We start from the raw sequence: 20,894 nt of genomic DNA on the forward strand, positions 1-20,894 counted from the left end.
GCGCGCCGGTCCGGGCGCCAGACCAGCGCGAATGTCCGTCGATTCCTTAGCGTGTTCGAACAACACATGCTGTAATCAGCCTCGATACCCCCTGATCGACGACCCGGGGAGGTCGACGATGAGCAGTCCGTTCGTCCGCCGGCGACGCCTCGCCGCGGAACTGCGCACGATCCGCGAACAACGTGGCATGACCGCCGACCAACTCGCCTGCCGGATCCACTAGTCGCGCATGAAGATCTCGAAGCTGGAGAACGCGCACATCCGCCCTGACCTCGCCGAGGTGATGAAGATCCTCGACGTGTTAGGAGTCACCGGGGAGAGATGGCACGAGATCGTCAAGATCGCGCGCGACGCCGCCGAACGCGGCTGGTGGGACTCGTACGGCGACGCGATGGGCGACCGGCAGCGGCTGTACGCCGACATCGAGTCGGGCGCAAAGACGATCCGCGAGTACCAACCCGGCGCCATGCCCGGCATCCTGCAGACCCCGGAGTACACATGGGCGCTGATCGAGCACGCCAAGGCCGAAGGCCCGATCACCTACGTCCCCGAACGTCTGGTCGAGGCCCGCGCTCAGCGCCAGCGCACCGTCCTACGCCCAGGCGGCCCGGACTATGAGGTGATCTTGGATGAAATCGGCCTGCGTCGCTTCAGCGTCCCACCCGACGTGATGTATGCCCAGCTCCACCATCTGATCAAGATCGCCGAAACCCACGCCCGCGTGACAGTACGGGTCTACCCGCTGGTCACCCGAATGGTGACGGCCTTGATGCCTAAGTCGCCGATCATGGTCTTTACGTTCACCGACGCCGCGGATCCGCCGATGGCGGTCGCTTCGACAGTCTTCGCTGATCTCATCCATACGGAGCCTGAGAAGGTGGCGGGATACGTCGGCAGGTACGACTATGTGCGTAATGAGGCACTATCGGAGGTAGGTACGCTCAGCTTCTTGAGCGAACTGGCCGACCAGATCATCAGTACGTTAGGACCCGGGACATGAGCACGAACGAGTTGCACTGGCGCAAGTCTCGTCACAGTGAGCCCAACGACTCCTGCGTCGAAGTCGCATCCGTTGAATCGGCAGCGAGCGCGACGGTATCACCGAGCATGTGAAGCACCCACTACCGATATCGCTGCTGCCAGTCAGGGCGAACGACAACCTAGACACCGGCAGAAACGTTACTCTCCTCCGCCTCGGCCGAGGGCCACCGACACCTGCTCTCCAGCCCAGCCCTCGCGCGTGCGCCAGATGACCGAGATCCCGAACGCTTCTCGGATCGCTTCTGCGGCCCATGCCTCGGCGGGCTCTTGAGGAAGCACAAGGAATCGGTGGTCAGGATTCTCGCCCTCGGCGTACTGGACCTCCATGATGCGTAGGACGGCTTCGCGCATCCGCTCATACGTATGGCCGTCCTCGCCAAGCACCTCGTACAGCACGGTCCCCGCCGGTCCATTGCAGGCGATGTCGATGGTCGGGAGGTTGACCACCGGATTGAGACGAGCTCCGTACATCAGCTCGCCGATCAACAGGTGTCGTATCCCTTCGTGCACCGGAGACTCTCGTTCGGAACGTACTCGCTTCTCGAGCGCGGCAACGAAGTCGTCGAACGCGTTGGTCGACTCGGACTCGTTCTCGGTGTTCTCATTTTGCGGTGAGACATCGGTCTGCGTGAGGGGCAGGGCTTTTTCCTGATCGGGGTCGTCGGCTCCCGTGAGGACGCCGGGAAGCGGTTCCGCGTGCACGATCGTCAGCGATTGCGTACATCGGGTGACGGCGATGTACAGCCGTCGCAGGCCGGCGGGCTCACGAGTGATCGCAGCAGGCTCAGCAACAACTACGTGATCGAACTCCAGGCCTTTAATCTGGGAGGACGGGAGGATATGGACGTCGGGCGTTTCCTCTTCGCGCATATCGGCGAACTTCTTCTCCGCCTCGCGGACGAGCTCCGCATTGTCCGGGACGATAAGTGCCGTGGAGCGACCGGTGCCGATTTCAGCTTCTGCAAGGATGATCGCCTCCGTAACTGCTGAATCGAGCAGTTCTGATCGGTCTGCCATGAGCAGACGAAGTGGCGCACCGCCCTCTGGTCGGACAGAGGTTGGGAACGTGGTGCTCGGCGCGAGTTTCGCCGCCAGTGGTGCCGCGAAGGTCATCACCTCGGCGGGCAGGCGGTAGCCGTAGGTCAGCTCTTCCAGATGCCACCCATCGCGACCGGCCAGAATCTCAGCAAGTTCATCCCAGCTGTCGTACGGGTGTGCGCCAGTCGCCTGGGCGAGATCCCCGAGTACGGTCATTGAGCCGCTCGGGCACCGGCGGGCCAGCGAGCGGGCCTGCATCGGTGTGAGGTCTTGTGCCTCGTCGATAACGATGTGCTGATAGCGACGTGGACGGACCTCCGCGCCCAAGATCGCACGAAGTTCTTCGAGGCAGACCTTGTCGGCGACGGACCACTGCTGTTGGGAGACGCGGGCGGCTTGAGGGCGGTAGATCGCCTTCTGCTCGTCTTCGTCGAGAATTCCAGCAGTTGCTGCGAGCAGGGTCTCACGATCGCCGAGTAGGCCGCGCAGGACGTTTTCGGCCGTCATCTGCGGCCACATTGACAGTGTGATGCCCGTAAGCCCGGGATGTCGCGCGATGCGGCTTCGCACCGCAGCGTCACTCGCGTGCCGAGGCCGGGCGACGCTGTAAGCACGCATCAACAAGTCGACAAAGCCGTTGATGAAGCGGTGACGCTGTGCTCGATAGGTGAGTTTGGCGTCTCCAGACTCGGCCAGAACGGCGACTTCCTCCGCAGACACACTCAGGCTTACGGCTTCGAAGCTGAAGTGGATCTGACCATCGCGTACCCATCGGTCCAGCGCATCGACACGGACCAGGTTCTGGACGGATTTGCGCAGGACAACGGCCATTCGCCCGTCAGATTTTACTCGCGCCGTCTCCACCGAATCCGTGAACTGGCCGCGCCCTCTTGTTCGGCTTGGATCCGTCCACAGCAGGTCCAACTCGACCATCCGGGCGCCCTGGATGTCGAGAGCAGGGAGCACCCGGCTGATGTAATCGAAAAAGCGACGGTGTGGCCCGACGACGAGAACCTGGTCACTCTTGACGATCTCGTTGAAGAGCAACCAGGAAACGCGGTGGAGACCCACCGCCGTCTTCCCGGTCCCCGGCCCGCCCTAGACTACGAGCATGCCCTTGCGCTCGTCTGACACCAGCTCGAACTGGTCCTGCCGGATCGTCTCAACGATGTCCCGCATCCTGCCGTCGCGGGCTCGATCCAGGTCGTCGAGCAGGAAGTCGAGCATGCGCTCGGGGCCCTGTCCCTTCACTACAGCCGGTAGCGCGGGATCCGCAGCGGTCCGGTCGGAGACGAACTCGTCGCTGTAGTCGTTGACCTGGCGGCCATCGCAACTCAGGAGCCGGCGCAGCAGAACTTCGCCGGGCGCATCCCGCTTCGCCCGCATCCACTCCTTGACGATGCGGGTCTGCCACGACACCACGAGGAGCTCACCGTCGGAGTCGTGCACTACCCTGCGCCCGATGTAGTAGGTTCGGCCGCCTTCCTCGGTGGTATCGACTCGCCGGAAGACAAGCGCCTGACCATCGAGATCATCCTCGAATCTCACCTCGGGGGGCGTCTCCGGGATGAAGCTCGTCCCGGCGGACGCGTCGGTCACATCCCACGACCGCTTCTTGAGCCCGCGGTTCTTGGCCAGCTTCGCCTCATAGCAGCGGTACGCGCGATCTACCGCACGCTGCTCCTCTGCGATGACGGCCGCCCGGTCCCCCATGCGCACACTCCCTCTTTGCAGTGAGAGGACGATAGCTCCGACCTCTGACAGATCGGTTATCGATCAAATTCGAGCCGGGTGGCGCGCTCCCTGCCCTGGTGGCGGGTTAAGGATCGTCTGATACGACTCCCCAGTCCGGATCGCCTGATCCATCGCGTCGTAGACATCAAGGATCAATTCCTTGGTTTTGTAGGCCCCGAAGGCCGCTACGTCTTTCTTCTTCACTATCGGGAACGTCTCCATGATGTAGTCGACGCCATCCCGGTCGATCCCATACAGATGGAAGAACGCCGAATCCAGCTCAGCTCGCAACAAGCGCCGCCGCTCTTCGTCCCATAGGAACGGCGTTCCTGTATCCCCGAGATCACGCGCAAAAGGAGCCATTCCACGATCCGTATACACGAGCTCGAGGATACGAGAAGCGATGAACGATGCCCGAGAGTCCAGAATATCGAATGTCAGCACAGGGAGCTGCATCCAGATGAAAAGACTCATACTGGTGCCCCCTATCTTCTGACGGCTTACATAATCGAACGCCATGGAACTTTGCATGGCAATGAGCGCTGCGAGACGTATCATCGGCTGGTTTGATAGCGCTAGTAGGAATTTATGCCCCACTGCGACGCGTGGAATAAAGGCAGGAATCGCAGTACGCTCATCGGTCGCTCTACATACATCGCGCCATCCGAGGAGCCAGCCATGGTGCCATTCCTTAGCAGTCAGGCGCGAGGCAATACCAGCATCAATTATGGGACGGCATTGTTTATCAAGCCCACCCGTCGGAATGTCGTGCTCCGGAGCCCAGTAGCGCGGCATCACGACGAAGTTTGGGTCTCGCTTCTCGGTCGAAGTGACGTCACGGATTGAATCGTCTTGTTCGTAGGTGGCCCAACGGTGGTCGTAGTGATGCAGCATCTTCGCTTCATACAGAGGAAGGTAACGATGGTCGCCGCGAACGAAGATGTTGCCCTGCAGGCGCCAGCCGTCGGCTTCGAGCTGTTCCCGGGTCCGGAACAAGCGAGCATCGTTGGCCATATGGAACATTGTCATAAATGAAATGCCCCACGGGTTGCCGTCAGGATCGCCTTCACGGACCAGAACGGGAAGGCGCCGGTAGATGCCGAGCGTGATCTCAGCGTCGCGGCGGCTACGGAAGACCGGGCAGGTTCCTGTGTTCGGGTTGATCAGGGCGATCTCTTCGGGACTCAAGGAGAAACGCTTGAGCGGCACCCCGAGTTCGGCGGGGTTGTGTAGGAAGAAGGCGAAGTCGGCCTTCGACTCTCGGGCCTCGCGTCCAGTAAGCGTGAGTAGCGCAAACTTGAATGACCTATGCACACTCGAAAAGAGCGGTGCCGCGTTCTCAAAATCATAGAGCGAAGCAAGGGAATCAGACTGGGCGACGTCGCGGAAGAAGTATTGTGTGGTGGCATCGGTGGCGATTCCCGTAGGCACGATCACGCCCAGTCGTCCATGTGACCCGAGCATGTTCCGGTCGGCCTCGGCGAACACGGCGTACGTATTGATGTCGCCACGGCCGGTGAGCGGGTAGCGACCGGACATGCGAAGGAAGTGGCTTTCCGCCTCGGCCTGTCGCTTGGCACTGCCGAATTCGGCGTATAGCTTGGGCTCATTCTCTCTCAGCGCCTCGATGAGGCGCGCCCGGGCAGCCTTGTTCGGCGCGGTCGCGATCTCCTCGTCACGCGTCGCGAAGAACTCCTGCTCTTGAAGCTTGATGCGCTCCCACGGCGGATTGCCTAGGACGCAGCTGAAGCCGCCGGTCCAGCCGGTTCGCTCATCGACGCCTGATGCTTCTTCCTCCTCGGGCACGCCGAAGACCTCGGGGAACTCCAGATGCCAGTGGAAGAAGCAGTACTGCTCGGTGAGCTTCTCTAGCTCGGCGCCGATCTCGGGGGCGATCGCGCCGCGTTTGACGTCGAGCAGGTTGTCCATCGTGATCGCGGGCGCGCGTCGCTGGGTGCCGACGTAGCCCTTGTCCTCGACCTTCCACCAGACGAACGCGGCGCACCAGGCGTCGGCGACGCGCTTCTTGTCGACGTATGCCGCCGACTCCTGGAGGGCTTGGAAGCCCTTTTCCTGGGCATCGATGTCGGCCCAGGTGCCGTCGCCACGCTGAGTGATGCCGGTCGCCGCTTCGGCCAGGTCCGCGTTGCCCGACCGCAGGCCGAAGTCGTCGAACAGCTTCCCCTGCAGCTGCGAGGCTCGCTTCTCCCACGCCTCGCGCTCGGCCTTGTTGCGCTTCTTCAGCGCCGCAGCCCACTTCTTGTCGTCACCCTCGATCGGCTTGAAGGCGTCGTCCGGTAGGCCGCCGGCCAGCAGCTTCGGGGTCGTGCCGAGGAGCGCGTTGCCGACCTTGAGGTGGGCGTCGAGGAAGCCGAGCGGTTTGCCGGGCTCCACCGTCTCCAGCCAGAGGGAGACCTTGGCCAGTTCGATGGCCATCGGGTTGAGGTCCACGCCGTAGATGCATTGTGAGACGACCTCCCGCAGCGCGTGCCGTACGTCTTCGATGCCCGGCTCGGGGTCACCGGTACGGACGGATGCGAGGCGCTTCGCGATTCGGCGGGCGGCGGCGACCAGGAAGTGACCAGAGCCGCAGGCCGGGTCGCAGATGGTCAACGCGAGCAGCGCCTTCTCCTGCTCCTCCTTCGTCCGGGCGGACTTCACGGCGTCGTCGATCACCGGGTCGAGGGTCGTGTCGAGCAGGCAGTCGACGAGCGAGGTCGGCGTGTAATACGAGCCCGTCTTCTTGCGGTCGTTGCCGCTGAGTTCCAGCAGCGCGAACGTCCGCTGCGCCGCGTCGTGCTTCGGCACGTACTCCAGGAGCCACTCGTACACCGAGCCGAGTTCCTCCGCGCCCAGGTGCCGGAAGTCGACCGGACGGATCCGCCGAGCCTTGAGATCCCGTACGCGTGAGAGCGACCGGACGGCCGTGAAGAGGTGCTCGTTGGCGAGCGCGCAGCCGAACAGGGGCCGGTCGGCATCGGTCGGCTTGAAGATCCCGCCCAGGGCGGGTACCCCGAGCTCGGGCAGGCCGTCCTTCCGGCCGAGGCCGTCGAGGACCAGGCTCAGGGCCTGCCACTCGTCGGAGTGCGGGCCGCCGTGGCGGCGGGCGGCCAGGCGGCGGAGCCGCGCCGTGGCGAAGAACGCCATGTACCGGTCCTGCGCCGCTACCGGGGTGTCCAGCGCGAAGAGCACGCCGCGGTCTTCGATCACGAACAGGAACAGCAGCCGGTACACGACGCGCAGCAGCGCCCGGTGCAGCGTCTCCGGGGTGACCTCCGTGTTGTCCCGGTCGGCCAGGGCTTTACGCAGCACGTCGTTGTCAGGATGCTGGATGAAGCCGGTACCGAGGGCCTCGATCGCCGCCTTGACCGACAGCCGGAGCTGATCGAGGACGCGGAGCCCGGAGTCGATGGCCTCCTGGCGCCACTTCTCCAGCCAGCAGGACGCGGGGCCGGCGTCCTCGCCCTGGGTTTCGAAGCGGGAGACGTGGGCGACGCGGTACAGCAGCACGAAGGCGTCGAACGCCTCGCCTTCGAAGATGGCCTCCAGGTCGAACTCGACGTACGCGGAGCCGGCGAGCGCGCTGGAGTCGCGCAGCGCCCGCAGCAGCCTGCCGTTGGTGACGATGCCCCACAGGGCGGCGTCGCTGCGGTTGAGGTACTCCTGCACCAGCGACTGCGGGGCCGAGTCGGCCGCGCCGGGCACGCCCTTGGTGCGCTTGTCGAGCGCGACGCCCCAGCCGAGCTGGTGAATCGGGACGTGCTGCCACTGATGGCTGATGGCGAACTGCTTCTCGCCGTCGTCGCTGGTCAGTCCCCCGGCGGGGGTGTGCGGCAGGCGACCGAAGCCGAGCTCCTGGAACAGCCGGCCCAGCCAGTACTCCCGGGTGACGCCGATCGCCGGGTCGTCCTCGGACAGCTTGGCGAGCTGGTCCTTGAACGACGCGTACCGGCCGCGCAGGTACGTCCAGGCGCGTTCGGCCGCGTCGACCACGGTCTCGTCCTTGCCGAGGTGGTAGGCGGCGGGCGTGGTGCCGGGCAGGCTGTTGCCGGTGGACAGGCGGCGCAGCGTCTCCTCGGGCAGCAGGCCGCCGACCGAGGCGACGCCGACGGGGAGGGTGCTGGTGCGGCTCATCGGGTGGCCTCTCCGGTGATCGGCAGGTAGACGTACAGGCCGAGGACGTCGGCGTCGGGTTCGGCTTCGACGCGCAGGCCGCGCCGGATCGCGCCGACGGCCTCGCGGACCCGCGCGTGCGACGCGCGCAGCGCGTCGGCGAGGTCGGTGCCGTACTGCTCCAGGTGGGGGCGGATGGCGTCCAGGCCGTCCAGGACGCGGGTGGCGGTGGACCGGGCGAACTCCGGCGCGGTGTTCTCGTCGGCTCGTGCGTCGAGCAGGGCCAAGGCCTCGTCCTCGGTGAGCCATTCGGCGTTGGCGGGGCTGCCGCGGAAGGCGAGGACGCGGGCATCCTCGGCGATCTGCTGGCGGCGTCCGCCGTCGCGGGTCGGCAGGTACAGGTGGAAGCGGTAGCGGACCAACAGCAGGGTGGTGCGCTTGGGCACGGACCTCGTACGGATGACGCCGCAACGGCGCGCCGGACGCTGCCAGCCGTCCAGCTTCGGGTCGAGGGCGGCGTCCAGGACGAACCGCGCGATGGTGCCGACGGCCGCGTCCGTACGGGTCAGCGCGGCCTCGCCGCGTTTCACCGGTGGCAGCGGATGGAAGGCGATGTTGCGCGCGTGCTTGGCGCCGAGCACGGCTTCCAGGCCGCTGAGCAGCGCGGACGGCAGGCCGGCGGTGTCGGCGGTGAAGCCGCCGTCGGCCGCGGGGGCGACCTGCCCGCGCAGCTTCACCAGGGCCGTCTCGGTGAACTCGGCGACCTCCCCGCCGGAGCCGAGCACGGCGCGAACCTCGGCGACCTCGCGGGCCACGTCCTCGGCGCGGATGGCGTGCTGGGCGAAGCGGGCCCGGGACGCCTTCTCGCGTTCGGCGGCGCTGACCCACTCGGCGTGCAGGTCGTCGCGCCGGGAGGTGACGCCGAAGTCGAGGGTGAGCTGTTCGGCGTCCTCGCGGCGCAGCAGCAGCCCTTCGAGGACCGCGTTGATCACGCTGTCGGACTCGTCGAGGACCGCGACGGACACGCCCGTGGCCTTGCGGATCTCGGCGTGCTTGCGGATCAGGACGTCCAGGACGATGCCGTCGATCTGGTTGTCCGCGCCGTACAGGGTGACGGCGCGGACGACGTCACGGCGCTGGCCGTACCGGTCGACGCGGCCCTCTCGCTGCTCGTGGCGGGTCGGGTTCCAGGCCAGGTCGTAGTGGATGACGGCGTCGAAGCCCTCCTGGAGGTTGACGCCCTCCGACAGGCAGTCAGTCGCCACCAGCACCCGGCGCTCCGGCGGCTCCCGGTCCTCGATGTCGTCGGCGGTGGCGCCGGAGACCAGACGCTGGACGCGCGACTCGCGCTGCGCCGGGGACAGCGTGCCGGTGACGGCGGCGACGGCGGTGTTCTTGCCGAGCGCGGCGGCCAGGTGCTCGGCGACGTACTCGGCGGTGGGGATGAAGCGGCAGAAGACGATCGGGTTGTAGCCCTCTTTGAGCAGGTCCTTGACGATGGCCGTCAGCTCGGTGAACTTCTTGTCGGCCTTGCCCTCCAGGGCGTCGGCCTGCTTGGCCAGCCGGCGCAGCCGCTGCTGCGGGGCGCCGCCGGTGCCGTCCTCGGTGTCCGCCCCGGGCGCGGCGTCGACGACCTGGGTGGAGTCGTCGTCGGTGAGGTCCAGGACGGCGGCGCGGCCGAGCGCGTCGGCCTCCTCCTTCGAGGTCGCCTCCAGGTTCGCCGCGCGGGTGCGGAGGGTCTGCGCGGCGGCACGCGGAGACGACGCCAGGGAGCGCAACAGCGCCAGCGCCGACCACCAGCGGACCCGCTGCCGTACGACGCCGTCGCTCTCGTCGAGCGCCTGTTCCCGGGCGTAGTCCAGTACGGCTTCGAACAGCTTGCGGTAGTCGGCGGACAGCTTGTAGGAGACCTCCAGGCTCTTGCGGTCCTTGGGGAACGGGGTCTCCTCGCCGATGAACGTACGGATGTCGGCGCGGCGGCGCTGGACGAAGTGCCGGGCGAGCCGCCGGCGACCGGCCTCGGTGTCCAGCTCGACGGTCTCCAGCTCCGGGTCGAGCAGGCCGAGGAGCGTGCGGAACGACTCGTCCTTGCCGCTGTGCGGAGTCGCGGTCACCAGCACCAGGTGGCGGTCCTGGCCGTCGGCCGTCTGCTTCATGGCGACCTGCCGGACCAGGTCGTAGCGGAGCTGCCTGCCGTCACGGCTACCGGTCGCGGCGGGGACGCAAGTGTGCGCCTCATCGACGATCACCAGGTCCGGGCAGTGCCGGACGAACTCGTCGCGGTGCCTCGGGTTCTTGATGTAGTCGGTGGAGACGATGACGTTCGGGTACCGGCCGAACAGCGACTCTCCGACGTCGAGGGAGCGTTCCAGCCGCCGTACGGTGGAGGCCAGCACCAGCTCGGTCTCGATGCCGAACTTCGCGCGCAGCTCCTCCTGCCACTGCTCGGCCAGCGCCGGGCTGCACAGCACGGCCAGGCCGGTCGCCTCGCCCTGGGCCAGCAGCTCCGCGGCGATCAGCCCGGACTCGATGGTCTTGCCGATGCCGACGTCGTCGGCGATCAGCAGCCGTACGGTCTCCTGCCGCAGCGCCATCAGCAACGGCACGAACTGGTACGAGCGGGGGTCCACGGCGAGCTGCGCCAGGGAGCGAAACGGGCCCGCGCCGGAGCGGAAGCCGATGCGCAGCGCCGAGCGCAGCAGCCCCGCGGACGACTGGTCGCCCAGGTCGTCGGCGGTCGGCGGCGGGAAGCTGGCCGGCTCGACCTTCTCCAGCGCCGGGAGCACGCCGACCAGGTCGTCCTGAGCGCCGCCCAGCGGGCGCAGCACCAGCAGGTCAGTGTCCGAACCAGGCTGCACGACCCATTCGCGTCCTCGGGCGCGTACCAGTGCACCGGGGGCGTATCGGACGGCTTCCGGCGCGTTCGTGCTCATGAAGTGACGTGTCCTCTCGGGGGGTCGCCGCGGCTCAGTTCTCGCCGGGCCCGAAGATGCTGCGGTTCTCCTGGACGACGCAGTCCCAGTCGTCGTCATGGCGGAAGCGGATGACGTGCCAGCCCGCGTCGATCAGCCGTTCCTCGGCCTCCGCGTCGCGGGCGGCGACCGGGCCGGTGTGCGCCGGGCCGTCGACGAACACGGCGACCTTGGCCCCGGGAAGTCGGTAGACGTAGTCGGGCTGGGCGACGGCCTCGGTGACCAGGACCTGCTGCTCGGTGGGCAGCCGGTAGCCGCGGTTACTCAGCCAGGTGATCAGCTCGCCCTCCAGGCGGCTGTCGGCCTTCTCGATCAGCTCCTCGGCGTCCTCTTTGCGCCGGATACGGCCCGCCGCCAGGCGAAGCAGCAGGTCGCGGACCGTACGCCGGTCGATCAGGTGGTGGACGCCCTGGTTGCCGAACGACAGCAGGCAGTCGTAACAGCCGCGCTCGCAGCGGGTGCGAATGAGCGGGCCGCCGAGGTCCGCGCCGGTGTCGGGGTCGAAGTGCGCGATGCGCAGCGCCTCCCGCGCGACCCGCGCCAGCTCCCCAGACTCGGCCTGGAGACGCCGCAGCACGCCCGCGCCGCCCTCGGCGCTCTCGATGAACAGCATGCGCATCCGGTCGGGCCCTGCGTCGGGCGGCAGCGGCTCGCTGGTCAGCTCCGAGTCCTCCAGCTGGAAGACCGCCTCGATGCCGCGTTCCAGCGCGTACTGCAGCGACGTCGCGACCTCCACCGGGACCGGCTCGGCGAGGGTCAGCACCAGGATGTTGCGGCGGTCCTCGACGTACGGGATGACGCGCTGGCGTCGTACGGTGTCCTCGGTCTCGCCATCGGCCAGGCCGGTCTCCTCGTCTGTGATCTCGGTGCCCGGCGTCGGCTTCTTGGGGTCCCGCGACGGGAGCCAGCGACCGTTGACCGTGTCGAGCCAGAAACCCGTCTCGCGGTTCCGGCCCCGGCGATATCCGAGGTTGGCGACGCGGACCGTGGCGCTGTCGCCGTAACTGAGCTGGGCGACGCGGCCGTCCTCGTCGGCCGCGACGGCGTCCAGGCGGCCCTTCCGCCGGCCGTGGTCCTGGAAGCGGTAGGAGGTCTCCAGCTCGAACCCGGCCCTGCGGCGCTCCTCCTCGTCGGAGCTGATCCGCTCGCGCCGTTCGGTGAAAACGGTGTGCAGCTGCATCAACCCGCTGACCGCCGTGGGCAGCGGCATGTCGCACATCTCGCAGCGGTCGGTGCCGACTTCGGGCGTGTGGTGGTAACCGCAGTTACCGCACCGGCGCGCCTCTCCCGTCGCGACCTCGCCACTGGCCTCGGTCGGCACCTGGACGCGCCGGACCTGGAACGTACTGCCCTCGTGGTAGATCAGCGCGCCGGGGCCGAATTCCCGGATCGCGATGAAGCGGGAACGCTGCAGGTAGTCGCCGTCCCGGTCGGCCTTCAGGCCGCCGCGCCCGGGGATGTACGCGGCGAGCGGCAGCCTCGGGAACGAGTAGCCGGGCAGGAAGCCCTCGGAGGCGAGATAACGGTACGGGTTGAAGTCCGAGAGGATCTCGCCGTCCTGCTCGTTGCGCAGCAGCCGGAGCTGGGTCTCGGCCTCCGCGCGGCGGCGCTTGGCGCGGTTCCGGGCCTCTGTCGTCAGGGTGTAGTCGTCGGCGCGCAGGTGCTGGGTCTCGCGCTCGGTCTTGGCCTTGCGGTAGAGGTCACGCCACCGCTCGCAGGCAGTCTTGAATTCACCGGGGGCCGACCGTACGACCCGCTCCAGCCACTCGTCGTCCCACCAGGAGGTCTCCTTGCCGAGCGTCTCCTCCAGGCCGGCGAGCATCCGCTGCGCGCGGCCCAGGGCGCGGTCCTGGGCCTGCGGGTCGCGGAGCTGGTCCCAAACGTGGTCGTGCAGGGGCAGCTTCCGCTCGTCGGACAGGTCGATCAGCTCGGGCATCGCCCGGCCCAGCGGCAGGTCCGTCTCCGCGAGCCAGATGGCGTGGACGTGCGAGCGGATCAGGTCCTCGTTGCTCAGGTCGAGCCGCGGTGGCGCCACCGCCCCGGCCACCATCTCGTCCGAGCGGCGGAAGTAGTACCGGTCGTGGCTGTTTCCGCTGGCGCAGTACGTGGTGACGAGGGCCGCCTGCCCGGACCGGCCGGCCCGGCCGCTGCGCTGGGCGTAGTTCGCGGGCGTCGGCGGGACGTTCCGCATCGTCACGGCGTTGAGGCCGGCGATGTCGACGCCGAGCTCCATCGTCGGCGAGCAGTACAGCAGCGGCAGCTTCGCGGTGCGGAACGCCTGCTCGCGGTCCTGCCGGACCGGGCCGGGCACCTGCGCGGTGTGCTCGCGGGCGAACAGGCCGGCGAAGCCCCGTGACCGGTTCCGGTAAAGGTTCCGGAAGAACGGGTTCACGCGCGGACGGTTGTCGGTGCCGTTGAACTGCCAGCGCAGCGGATCGGCCACGCCGTACTCTCCGTCGCCCGCCCGCCAGACGATCGCGGCGGCGTTGATGCGGTAACCGGGTGCGCCGCCGTCCCTCGGCTGGACGACCTCGGTGGCCAGCCCGTGCACGGCCAGGGTTTTCAGCAGGTCCGAGATGATCCGCTGCGCGTCGTCGGTGTCGACCCGATCGGTCCAGGCGGCGAAGCGCCCCGGCCGGCGCAGGTAGCGGCCGAACCTGCTGCGGCCCGACAGATTGAGCTCGCTGCGGCTGCCGCCCGCTCGGCCAGACCGGGCAAACGCCGTGCCGACCGGCGCCATCTTCTCCCGCTCGGCGAGCGCCCACGGGTCCTTCAGCTGCCGCGACAGCCGACTCATCTCCTCGAAGCCGAGGTCGGTGAGGCAGCCGACGTCGATGGCCAGGACCCGCCGCATCTCGTCGAGCAGGATTCGCATCAACTCCGCGCGGAGCCCGGGTTCGGCGGTGCGCAGCGGACCGTACGCGCCCTCCCACACGTCCTCTTTCGCGGCCAGTTCGTCGAGGTCGGCGTAGTCGATGCTGATCAGGCCGGTCTGCTCCAGGTTGGGCATGGTGACCCGCCAGCCGCGCTCCAGGTCGACGTACAGCCGGTACGCGATGACGTCCCGCAGCGCCTTCTCCGTACGCCGGCGCTGCGTCGTCAGCTCTTCGGGGTTGGCCGCGTAGTCGGCATGACCGAGACCGAGCTGGGCGGCCACCGCTTGGGCGACGTTCTCGTGGTGCAGGCCCTCGTCGCCGACCTCGGCGGCGGCCCGGTAGAGGGCACCGCGCAGCTGGGCGACCTGCGCGAAGTCGTTGAAGTGACCGGCTTGGAGACTGGCGTCCTGCCGGTTGTCGACGAAGGTCAGCAGCTTGCGGGCGTTCTCGCTCAACTCCTCGGGCGGCATCTCCTGGAGGCTGCGGACGACGCTGCCGCTCAGCACGGACACGGCCGAGCTGCGGCCCTCCTGGTCGAGCCTGGCCAGCTTGCCAAAGTCGTTGCCGCGCATCTGGTCGTACGCGACGCCACAGCTCAGGCAGAACCCGAACGGCGTCGGGATGAACGCCGCCCGTACGCCGCCGGTGCCGCCCAGGTCGCGGTCGAGGATCGTCCCGTCGGGCAGGACGTTCAGGACCTGGGGAACGTACTTGCGCCGGGAGGGGATGACCTCCGGGTTGCCGCCGGAGTCGACGGCGAGCCACGAGTCGGGCAGCCGCTGCTCGGACAGGGCCTGGGTCAGGCTGTCCGGCCACGGGGCGGCTGCGGAGATGTAGAGGTATCCGGCCTCGCCGTCCTCGTCGCGACGGTGCCGGATGCGCGGGCGGCCGCCACTGTCGTCCCGCGCGACCGACAGGTACTCCTGGCCGCACTGGCGGCAGAAGGCCAACGGGAGCAGCAGCTTCTCCGGCTCCCCCGGGACCCACAGCTGGTAGTCGCGGGTGATGTGGCGGGTGTCCTCGGGCTCGAGCGAGACGTAGACCGTCTCCCCCTTGGACAGGAACTGGTGCAGCCGGAAGGCGAACAGCGCGCGGTTCTTCTGGGGATGCAGGGCCTCGGCGCCCGCCCGGAGCGTCGTCTTGATCGCCTCGGCGCAGTCGCCCTCGTCCTTCCCGGTGAGCGCTGCGAGGTCGGCGGCGGCCCGCCGGATGGTCGTGGGACGACGGCGGATCAGCCGGCCGGTGCCCTTCTCGGTGTCCAGGCCGAATGTCGACTCGATCCACCGGGCGAGGGGATCGCGGGTCAGCTCGTCGTACGTCGCCTTCGACGTCGGCGCGTCGACCTTGGCCACCAGCTCCGCCGAATCGTGACGGCCGTCCTCCGTGGCCCGCCGCAGCGTCTCGCCGATGACCCGGTCCGGCTCGATCGGGACGCCGAACACCTTGCTCGCGACGTCGGCGACATCGCGTCGCTGGTCCTCGCTGCTGCCGCCGCTGGCCATGGTCGCGGAGGTGCCGACGCATTGCAGGTCGGGTGCCTCGCACGCGTCACGGACTCGGCGCACCAGCATTGCCACGTCGGCGCCCTGCCGACCGCGGTACGTGTGCTGCTCGTCGAGCACGAGGAAACGCAGGCCCGAGGCGGCCCGGATCAGGCCCTTCCGCTCGCGCGGACGCGTGAGCATCAGCTCTAGCATCATGTAGTTGGTCAGGAGGATGTCCGGCGGGTCGTCCAGGATGTCCCGGCGCTCGGCCTCCGTCTCCTGGCCGGTGTAGCGGGCGAACCGCACGGGCTCGCGGCCGTTTCCGTAACCATGCTGCAGGTACTTGGCCAGCTCCTCCCGCTGGCTGTTGGCCAGCGCGTTCATCGGGTAGACGATGATCGCCTTGACGCCGCCACGGATACCCTGGTCGCGCTCGCGCAGCACCCGGTCGACGACGGGGACGACGTAGGCGAGCGACTTGCCCGATCCGGTGCCGGTCGTCAGGACGTAGCTCTCCCGCGTGCGAGCGGCCTCGATCGCGTCGCGCTGGTGCCTGTAGAGCTCCATCGGCTCGCCGTCGAGGGAGTCCTCTGGCTTATCCCTCCGGAAGATTCGCTCGCATTCGGGGTGGAGCACGCCCGCCTTGACGAGGTCCGGGACCGTGCCGCCGCTCTCGAAGCTGGGGTTGAGGGAGAGCCACGGATCCGGCCACTGCTCGCCGTCGTCGAGACCCTCGCGCACCTTGGCGGCGATGTTCTCGTCCCTGACGCTGACGGCACCAGAGGTGAACGCTCGGTAGTCGTCGATGAGCTGGCCATGAACCCGAAAGACGTCCACGCACTCCCCTTTGCACCCCGCGCACGCCTGCGGTCCTCCGGGATGCCCCGACATCCTCCGCCCGCAGCAACTTCGCCACGCAAGTTACCGATAAAGGCGCGAATCGTCGATAGTAGACCTCGAAATGTTATTCGGAGGCCACAACCCGTCGGTACGAGTACATACCAGGACAGGAGCAGAGAGAAGCCCTCGCGGCCGAACTACGGAACTTCAATGCCGGATATCGACAACCGTCGACACGCGAGAACAACCCAACCCGCTCACGTGAATCAGACGCCGAGCCCTCGAGATCGGTTGACACAATCAACCACTATCACCCTGACCTGGGGAAACTATCCGAGAAATGATCAGCCCCGTCGTGACGCCTTGAAGATGCGCGTCTCATGCCATTCGAGGAAGTCCCGGTTGGGGCGGTCGGCGGCACGCTGGGGCAGGGCGATCGGCTGACCGGCTCGCGCGTAGAGCTCCTCGCCGTCCTCGAAGTCCGCCTGCAACCGTGGACTGACCTTGAGCCGGTAATCCTGGTCCACGCTGAGGTAGCCCTTGTCGAACAGGACATGCACGTCCGCACGCAGCAGCAGGCCGTTGTCCAGGCTGTGCAGACCACCCTCACTGACCGGGAGGATGTGCGCGGCCTGGAGGGTCGGGCGGATCCGGCTGCCCGTGATCGCGCACCGCCGGCCGTACGCTTCGAGCACGGCCGTCTTGAACGAGCCCTGCCCGAGGCGGCGAGGCTGCAGGCGAGGGTCGCCCAGAACAGGCCCGGGCAGATGCCATGGCTTCGAGTCGTCTATCTCGACGTCGTATCCGAGTAGTCGAGTGGCCAGGCGAGTGAGGTAGGCGGCCTCCGGGTGTTCCTTGAGCTTGTACCCCCTCCCCTGCACGAGGTTGCGTGCGAAGTCCTGGGGTGGGTCGGCCTCCTGTCCTGCGGGGAAGAAGCGCACGTCACGCACCAGGATGCATCCGATGACCGGATCATCACCGACCGCGATCGGGTTGCTTCTCCGGTTCGCGTTGAGGCGCTGCCGCAGCTCATCCAAGCTCGCCGCGCCGTTGGCCTCGCCGAACAGGTCCCACGCCTCCGACAGCGGAAACCGCTCGAAGCCGCTGAAGAAGCCACCACCGACGATTCGGTTGTGCGGCGCCTTGGTCTTGAAGAAGAACGGATCGCCTCGGTTAAGCGCCTTGAACTCATCCTTGCTGGACGGCCGCCAGAAGTTGACCTCACCGAGCTCCGGGCGTTCGGCAAGGAACCGATACCACGATCCGTCTGTGACCCCGACCCACGCCTTCTTCACTCATCGGATTATCCAAACTCAACGATCATTTCGCCAATATCGGGCACTTCGCTTCTTGCGGCAGCATGCGTCCTTCTGATGGCTCTGACGAGCATCGTGCGAATGTTTCGGCAGCTTTTTGCCTCACAGTCCTACCGAAACATCGGAGGGACGGCCACCCCGCTGCACTTGCACCTCTCACGGGAGCGACATCGATCGGCCTCCGCTCGATCGGCCTTCTTCTAAGAGGGGGCGGCGCCAACGACCTGGGGCTCTGGCAAGTCGGCGGCGATGCCCGTGGTGGTAAGGCGCCGAAGTCGACGTCGGCGAAGGTGGTGGCGGCGTACCAGAACTGGTCGTGTGCGAGGCCGACGGGACCGACGGTCACCCGGACACCCAGACATCGGACACGAGATCCTCGAGCCTCACCCGTTGCCTCCGGATCGACGGCCTGCCGCCAGGCCCTATTGACGAGCATGACATCGCTGATGAGCGCGACATCGACGCCGCTTGTGGCCTTGGAGGTCGCATCCCCCGTCGCAGGTTTCTCCTTTACCATCACTCAAGCTGACCCGTCGACCATCTCCGTGGCGAGGCATGGACAGAACAGAGCGCGAACAGGTTCGTCACCTCGTAGCGGATTTCCGGCGATGGAGTGAACAAGCCACCGACGTCCGGTCCTGGCGCCAGGCGATCTCGGACAGCGCCGACAGCGCCGAACAGAACCTGCTCGCCCGCAGCCTCGTGATCGACCGGACGGGCGAGTCCGCCTGGCGGGTCGTTCCGCTCGGCAAGGACGACGCCGGCGTCGTCCGGCACCTTCGGGAACGCGCCAACCTGCCGGTGACGACATCCGCCGACCAGTCCCTGCTGCGGCTGCTCACCGGAGATGTGCCCCGCGCTCTCGCGGACGTGGCCCGCGGGCTCGGCGTACGCCGTTTCCTCAGCGGCTCGGCGAAGAAGCAGACGGCCGACGAGGCGGCCGAATTCCTGCGCAGCCGGCATCCGAGGATCGTCGAGGCAGACGCGCTGCGGCGCCTGGAGTGGCTCGGCGTCTTCTCCACGCCCGTCGACCGGGCGGACTCCGGATTCGAGGCACTGCTCGACCCGGCCCTCCGCTTCTCCCTCCTGCCGGGGCCGAGCGGTCCGGAACCCGAGCTGCTCGACCGGTCCGCCGTCGACGGCTTGGCCGAGGCCCTCGACATCATCGACCGTGCCGTCGCGGGCGAAGCCTCGTACCGTTCGGCCGCGCTCCATGCGGGGCAGCAGGTCCGGGCCGCCGACGTTCGGCGGATGCTGCAGGAGATGCCGGTCGAGGCGTTGAAGGCGGCCACCGGCGAACGCCTCCGGCTGGGCGCGCTCACCCAGGCGGGCATCCGTACGGTGCAGGAGGTGCTGGAACGGGACGGCTCGCTGCAGACGCTCCCGGGTGTCGGGGAGACCTCGGCACGGTACATGCTCGGAGCCGCGCAGACGATCTGGCAGGCGACGTACGACGAGATGCCCGTACGGATCGACATCGACGACCGTCGTCCGGAGACCACCGAGCTGCTGCGCCGCCTCTCCGAGTGGGACGCGTACCGGCAGACCCGTGGTGCGGCGGCCGACCTAGAGCGTGCCGCCGAGCTCGCGCCGTTGCGGACGGCGATCGGCCGCAGGACGAGTCATCTCCTGGTGATCCCGACGGGAACGCTCGCGGTCGCGGACCTGCGCGAGAGCATCGACATCGTCAAGCGGCGCGCCGAACTGCTCGGCGACTCCCCCACGCCCGGCCGCCGGAAGGATGCCGCCGCGGACCCGTGGGAGGACTTCCTCGCCCGGCCCGCCGACTACTTCGCGATGCTCGCCGAGCTCGGTTTTCTCACCGAGGACGAGGACGCGGTGCACGGCGATCTCCCCGAGGAGATCGTCAAGGCCGTACGCGACCAGGCGCTCAGCGGCGAGTACCTGACCGCGTCACTGCGCGGCTACCAGAGCTTCGCGGCCCGCTTCGCCCTCGTGCAGCGCAAGGTGATCATCGGGGACGAGATGGGCCTCGGGAAGTCCGTGGAGGCCCTCGCCGTCCTCGCCCACCTGCGCAGCCGAGACGAGACGCACTTCCTCGTCATCTGCCCGGCCGCGGTGGTGACCAACTGGATCCGCGAAGTGACGAGCAAGTCGAAGCTTCGGGCGCACCGGGTGCACGGGCCGGAGCGCAACCGCGCGGCCCGCGCCTGGCGGCGTGATGGCGGAGTCGCCGTCACAACGTACGAGACCTTGGCGTGGTGGGAGCCGGCCCTGGCGCAGATCGACGATCTGGCGTGCGTCGTGGTCGATGAGGCGCACTACATCAAGAACCCGGAGGCCCAGCGGACGGTCAGGACGAAGCGCCTCATCCAGCGATGCGACCGCGCGATCCTCCTCACCGGCACGCCGCTGGAGAACAGGGTCGCCGAGTTCCGCAACCTGGCGTCGTACGTCCGCCCCGACCTCGTCGTCGACGCCACGGGATTGTCGCCGCGGAAGTTCCGGCGGCAGATCGCGCCCGCGTACCTGCGCCGGAACCAGGAGGACGTGCTGACCGAGCTTCCCGAGCTCATCGAGGTCGAGGAATGGCTGCCCATGTCCGCGGCCGACGCCGACCGCTATCGCACCGCCGTCCGGCGTTCGAACTTCATGGAGATGCGCCAGGCGGCCATGCTCCACGGACACCGGTCCCAGAAGGTACGGCGACTCATCGAGATCGTCCGCGAAGCGGAGGCGAACGAGCGGCGGGTCATCGTGTTCTCCTACTTCAGGGAGGTGCTGGACCTGGTCGCCCGATCGCTGTGGGGGCCGGTGTTCGGGCCCCTGACGGGGTCGGTGCCGGCGGACCAACGGCAGCAGATCGTGGACGACTTCTCGTCGGCCGAGCACGGGGCCGTCCTGGTCGCCCAGATCGTGGCCGGCGGCGTCGGGCTCAACATCCAGTCCGCGTCCGTCGTCGTCATCTGTGAACCGCAGCTCAAGCCCACTTCCGAGGCCCAGGCCATCGCCCGCGCGCACCGGATGGGGCAGGTGCAGTCGGTGCAGGTCCACCGGCTGCTGTCGGAGGACAGCGTGGACCAGCGGATCGTCGAGTTGCTGGCGCGGAAGAAGCGGCTGTTCGACGACTTCGCCCGGGTCAGCGATCTGGCCGACTCCACTCCCGAGGCGGTCGACCTGTCCGAGGCCGAACTCGTCCGCCAGGTCGTCGCCGCCGAACGCCGGCGCCTCGCCGAGCGCGCCGCCGAGCGCTGATCTCGTAGAAAGGGCGGAGGTCGCTGGGACGGCCACGCTGCTGGTCTTACGCGGGAGGTCGTTGTCCGAGCCGGGTCACCGTGTGATGTTCTAAGCCAAGCGGGAGCGAACGCGGAGACGTGATGAAGCGACCTTGGGAGGCCGACCCGGCAGCCGGCTTCAGACGGCGCCTCGGCAAGACGGCCTTCGAACGGGGGAACACGAACGCCACCCCGGCGTGCCCCGGTATCTGGGAACTCGACAACGGCGACATCGCGGTGATGG

9 protein-coding genes and 1 pseudogene are annotated in these 20,894 nt (G+C 67.8%); 3 read left to right on the forward strand and 7 right to left on the reverse strand.

What is annotated here, in order from left to right; genetic code table 11:
- The first annotated feature begins 229 nt into the window (after nt 1–229).
- Together AB0L00_RS11075 and AB0L00_RS11080 are read left to right on the forward strand one after the other, a co-directional pair.
- Nucleotides 230–1,000 (forward strand): DUF5753 domain-containing protein, encoded by a 771-nt coding sequence (locus AB0L00_RS11075; protein WP_364431429.1) that lies wholly within the window; start codon nt 230–232, stop codon nt 998–1,000.
- Nucleotides 997–1,113, forward strand: a complete 117-nt coding sequence (locus AB0L00_RS11080; RefSeq protein WP_364431432.1) for a DUF397 domain-containing protein — start codon at nt 997–999, stop codon at nt 1,111–1,113. Before AB0L00_RS11075 ends, AB0L00_RS11080 begins: the two co-directional genes overlap by 4 nt.
- Nucleotides 1,114–1,179: 66 nt before the next feature.
- Here AB0L00_RS11080 and AB0L00_RS11085 read toward each other — a convergent pair whose 3' ends face one another.
- From AB0L00_RS11085 to AB0L00_RS11115, 7 genes and pseudogenes are all read right to left on the reverse strand, one after another.
- A complete protein-coding gene (locus AB0L00_RS11085) occupies nt 1,180–2,295 on the reverse strand; it encodes an ATP-binding domain-containing protein (protein ID WP_364431638.1) in 1,116 nt (371 codons plus the stop codon).
- A pseudogene (locus AB0L00_RS11090) lies at nt 2,278–3,165 on the reverse strand (DNA/RNA helicase); the annotation flags it as partial. The pseudogene AB0L00_RS11090 and the gene AB0L00_RS11085, both read right to left, overlap by 18 nt.
- A 12-nt stretch (nt 3,166–3,177) precedes the next feature.
- Complete coding sequence (locus AB0L00_RS11095) at nt 3,178–3,792, reverse strand: hypothetical protein (RefSeq protein ID WP_364431435.1); 615 nt, start codon at nt 3,790–3,792, stop codon at nt 3,178–3,180.
- A gap of 63 nt (nt 3,793–3,855) precedes the next feature.
- Nucleotides 3,856–7,947 carry a DNA methyltransferase gene (locus AB0L00_RS11100; RefSeq protein ID WP_364431438.1) on the reverse strand — a complete coding sequence of 1,364 codons (4,092 nt, stop codon included), beginning with the start codon at nt 7,945–7,947 and terminating at the stop codon, nt 3,856–3,858.
- Nucleotides 7,944–10,784: a helicase-related protein gene (locus AB0L00_RS11105; RefSeq protein WP_364431441.1), complete on the reverse strand. Its 2,841-nt coding sequence runs from the start codon at nt 10,782–10,784 to the stop codon at nt 7,944–7,946. Before AB0L00_RS11105 ends, AB0L00_RS11100 begins: the two co-directional genes overlap by 4 nt.
- A 109-nt stretch (nt 10,785–10,893) precedes the next feature.
- A complete protein-coding gene (locus tag AB0L00_RS11110; protein ID WP_364431443.1) occupies nt 10,894–16,095 on the reverse strand; it encodes a DEAD/DEAH box helicase in 5,202 nt (1,733 codons plus the stop codon).
- A gap of 347 nt (nt 16,096–16,442) precedes the next feature.
- Nucleotides 16,443–17,393 carry an HNH endonuclease gene (locus tag AB0L00_RS11115; protein ID WP_364431446.1) on the reverse strand — a complete coding sequence of 317 codons (951 nt, stop codon included), beginning with the start codon at nt 17,391–17,393 and terminating at the stop codon, nt 16,443–16,445.
- A gap of 576 nt (nt 17,394–17,969) precedes the next feature.
- On the opposite strand from AB0L00_RS11115, the gene AB0L00_RS11120 reads away from it, so the two are divergent.
- Nucleotides 17,970–20,630, forward strand: coding sequence for a DEAD/DEAH box helicase (locus tag AB0L00_RS11120; protein ID WP_364431448.1), 2,661 nt, complete (start codon nt 17,970–17,972; stop codon nt 20,628–20,630).
- The last annotated feature ends 264 nt before the right edge of the window (nt 20,631–20,894 follow it).

The organism is Actinoallomurus sp. NPDC052308 (assembly GCF_040679195.1).
In the GTDB taxonomy this organism is placed as follows: Bacteria; Actinomycetota; Actinomycetes; order Streptosporangiales; family Streptosporangiaceae; genus Actinoallomurus; species Actinoallomurus liliacearum.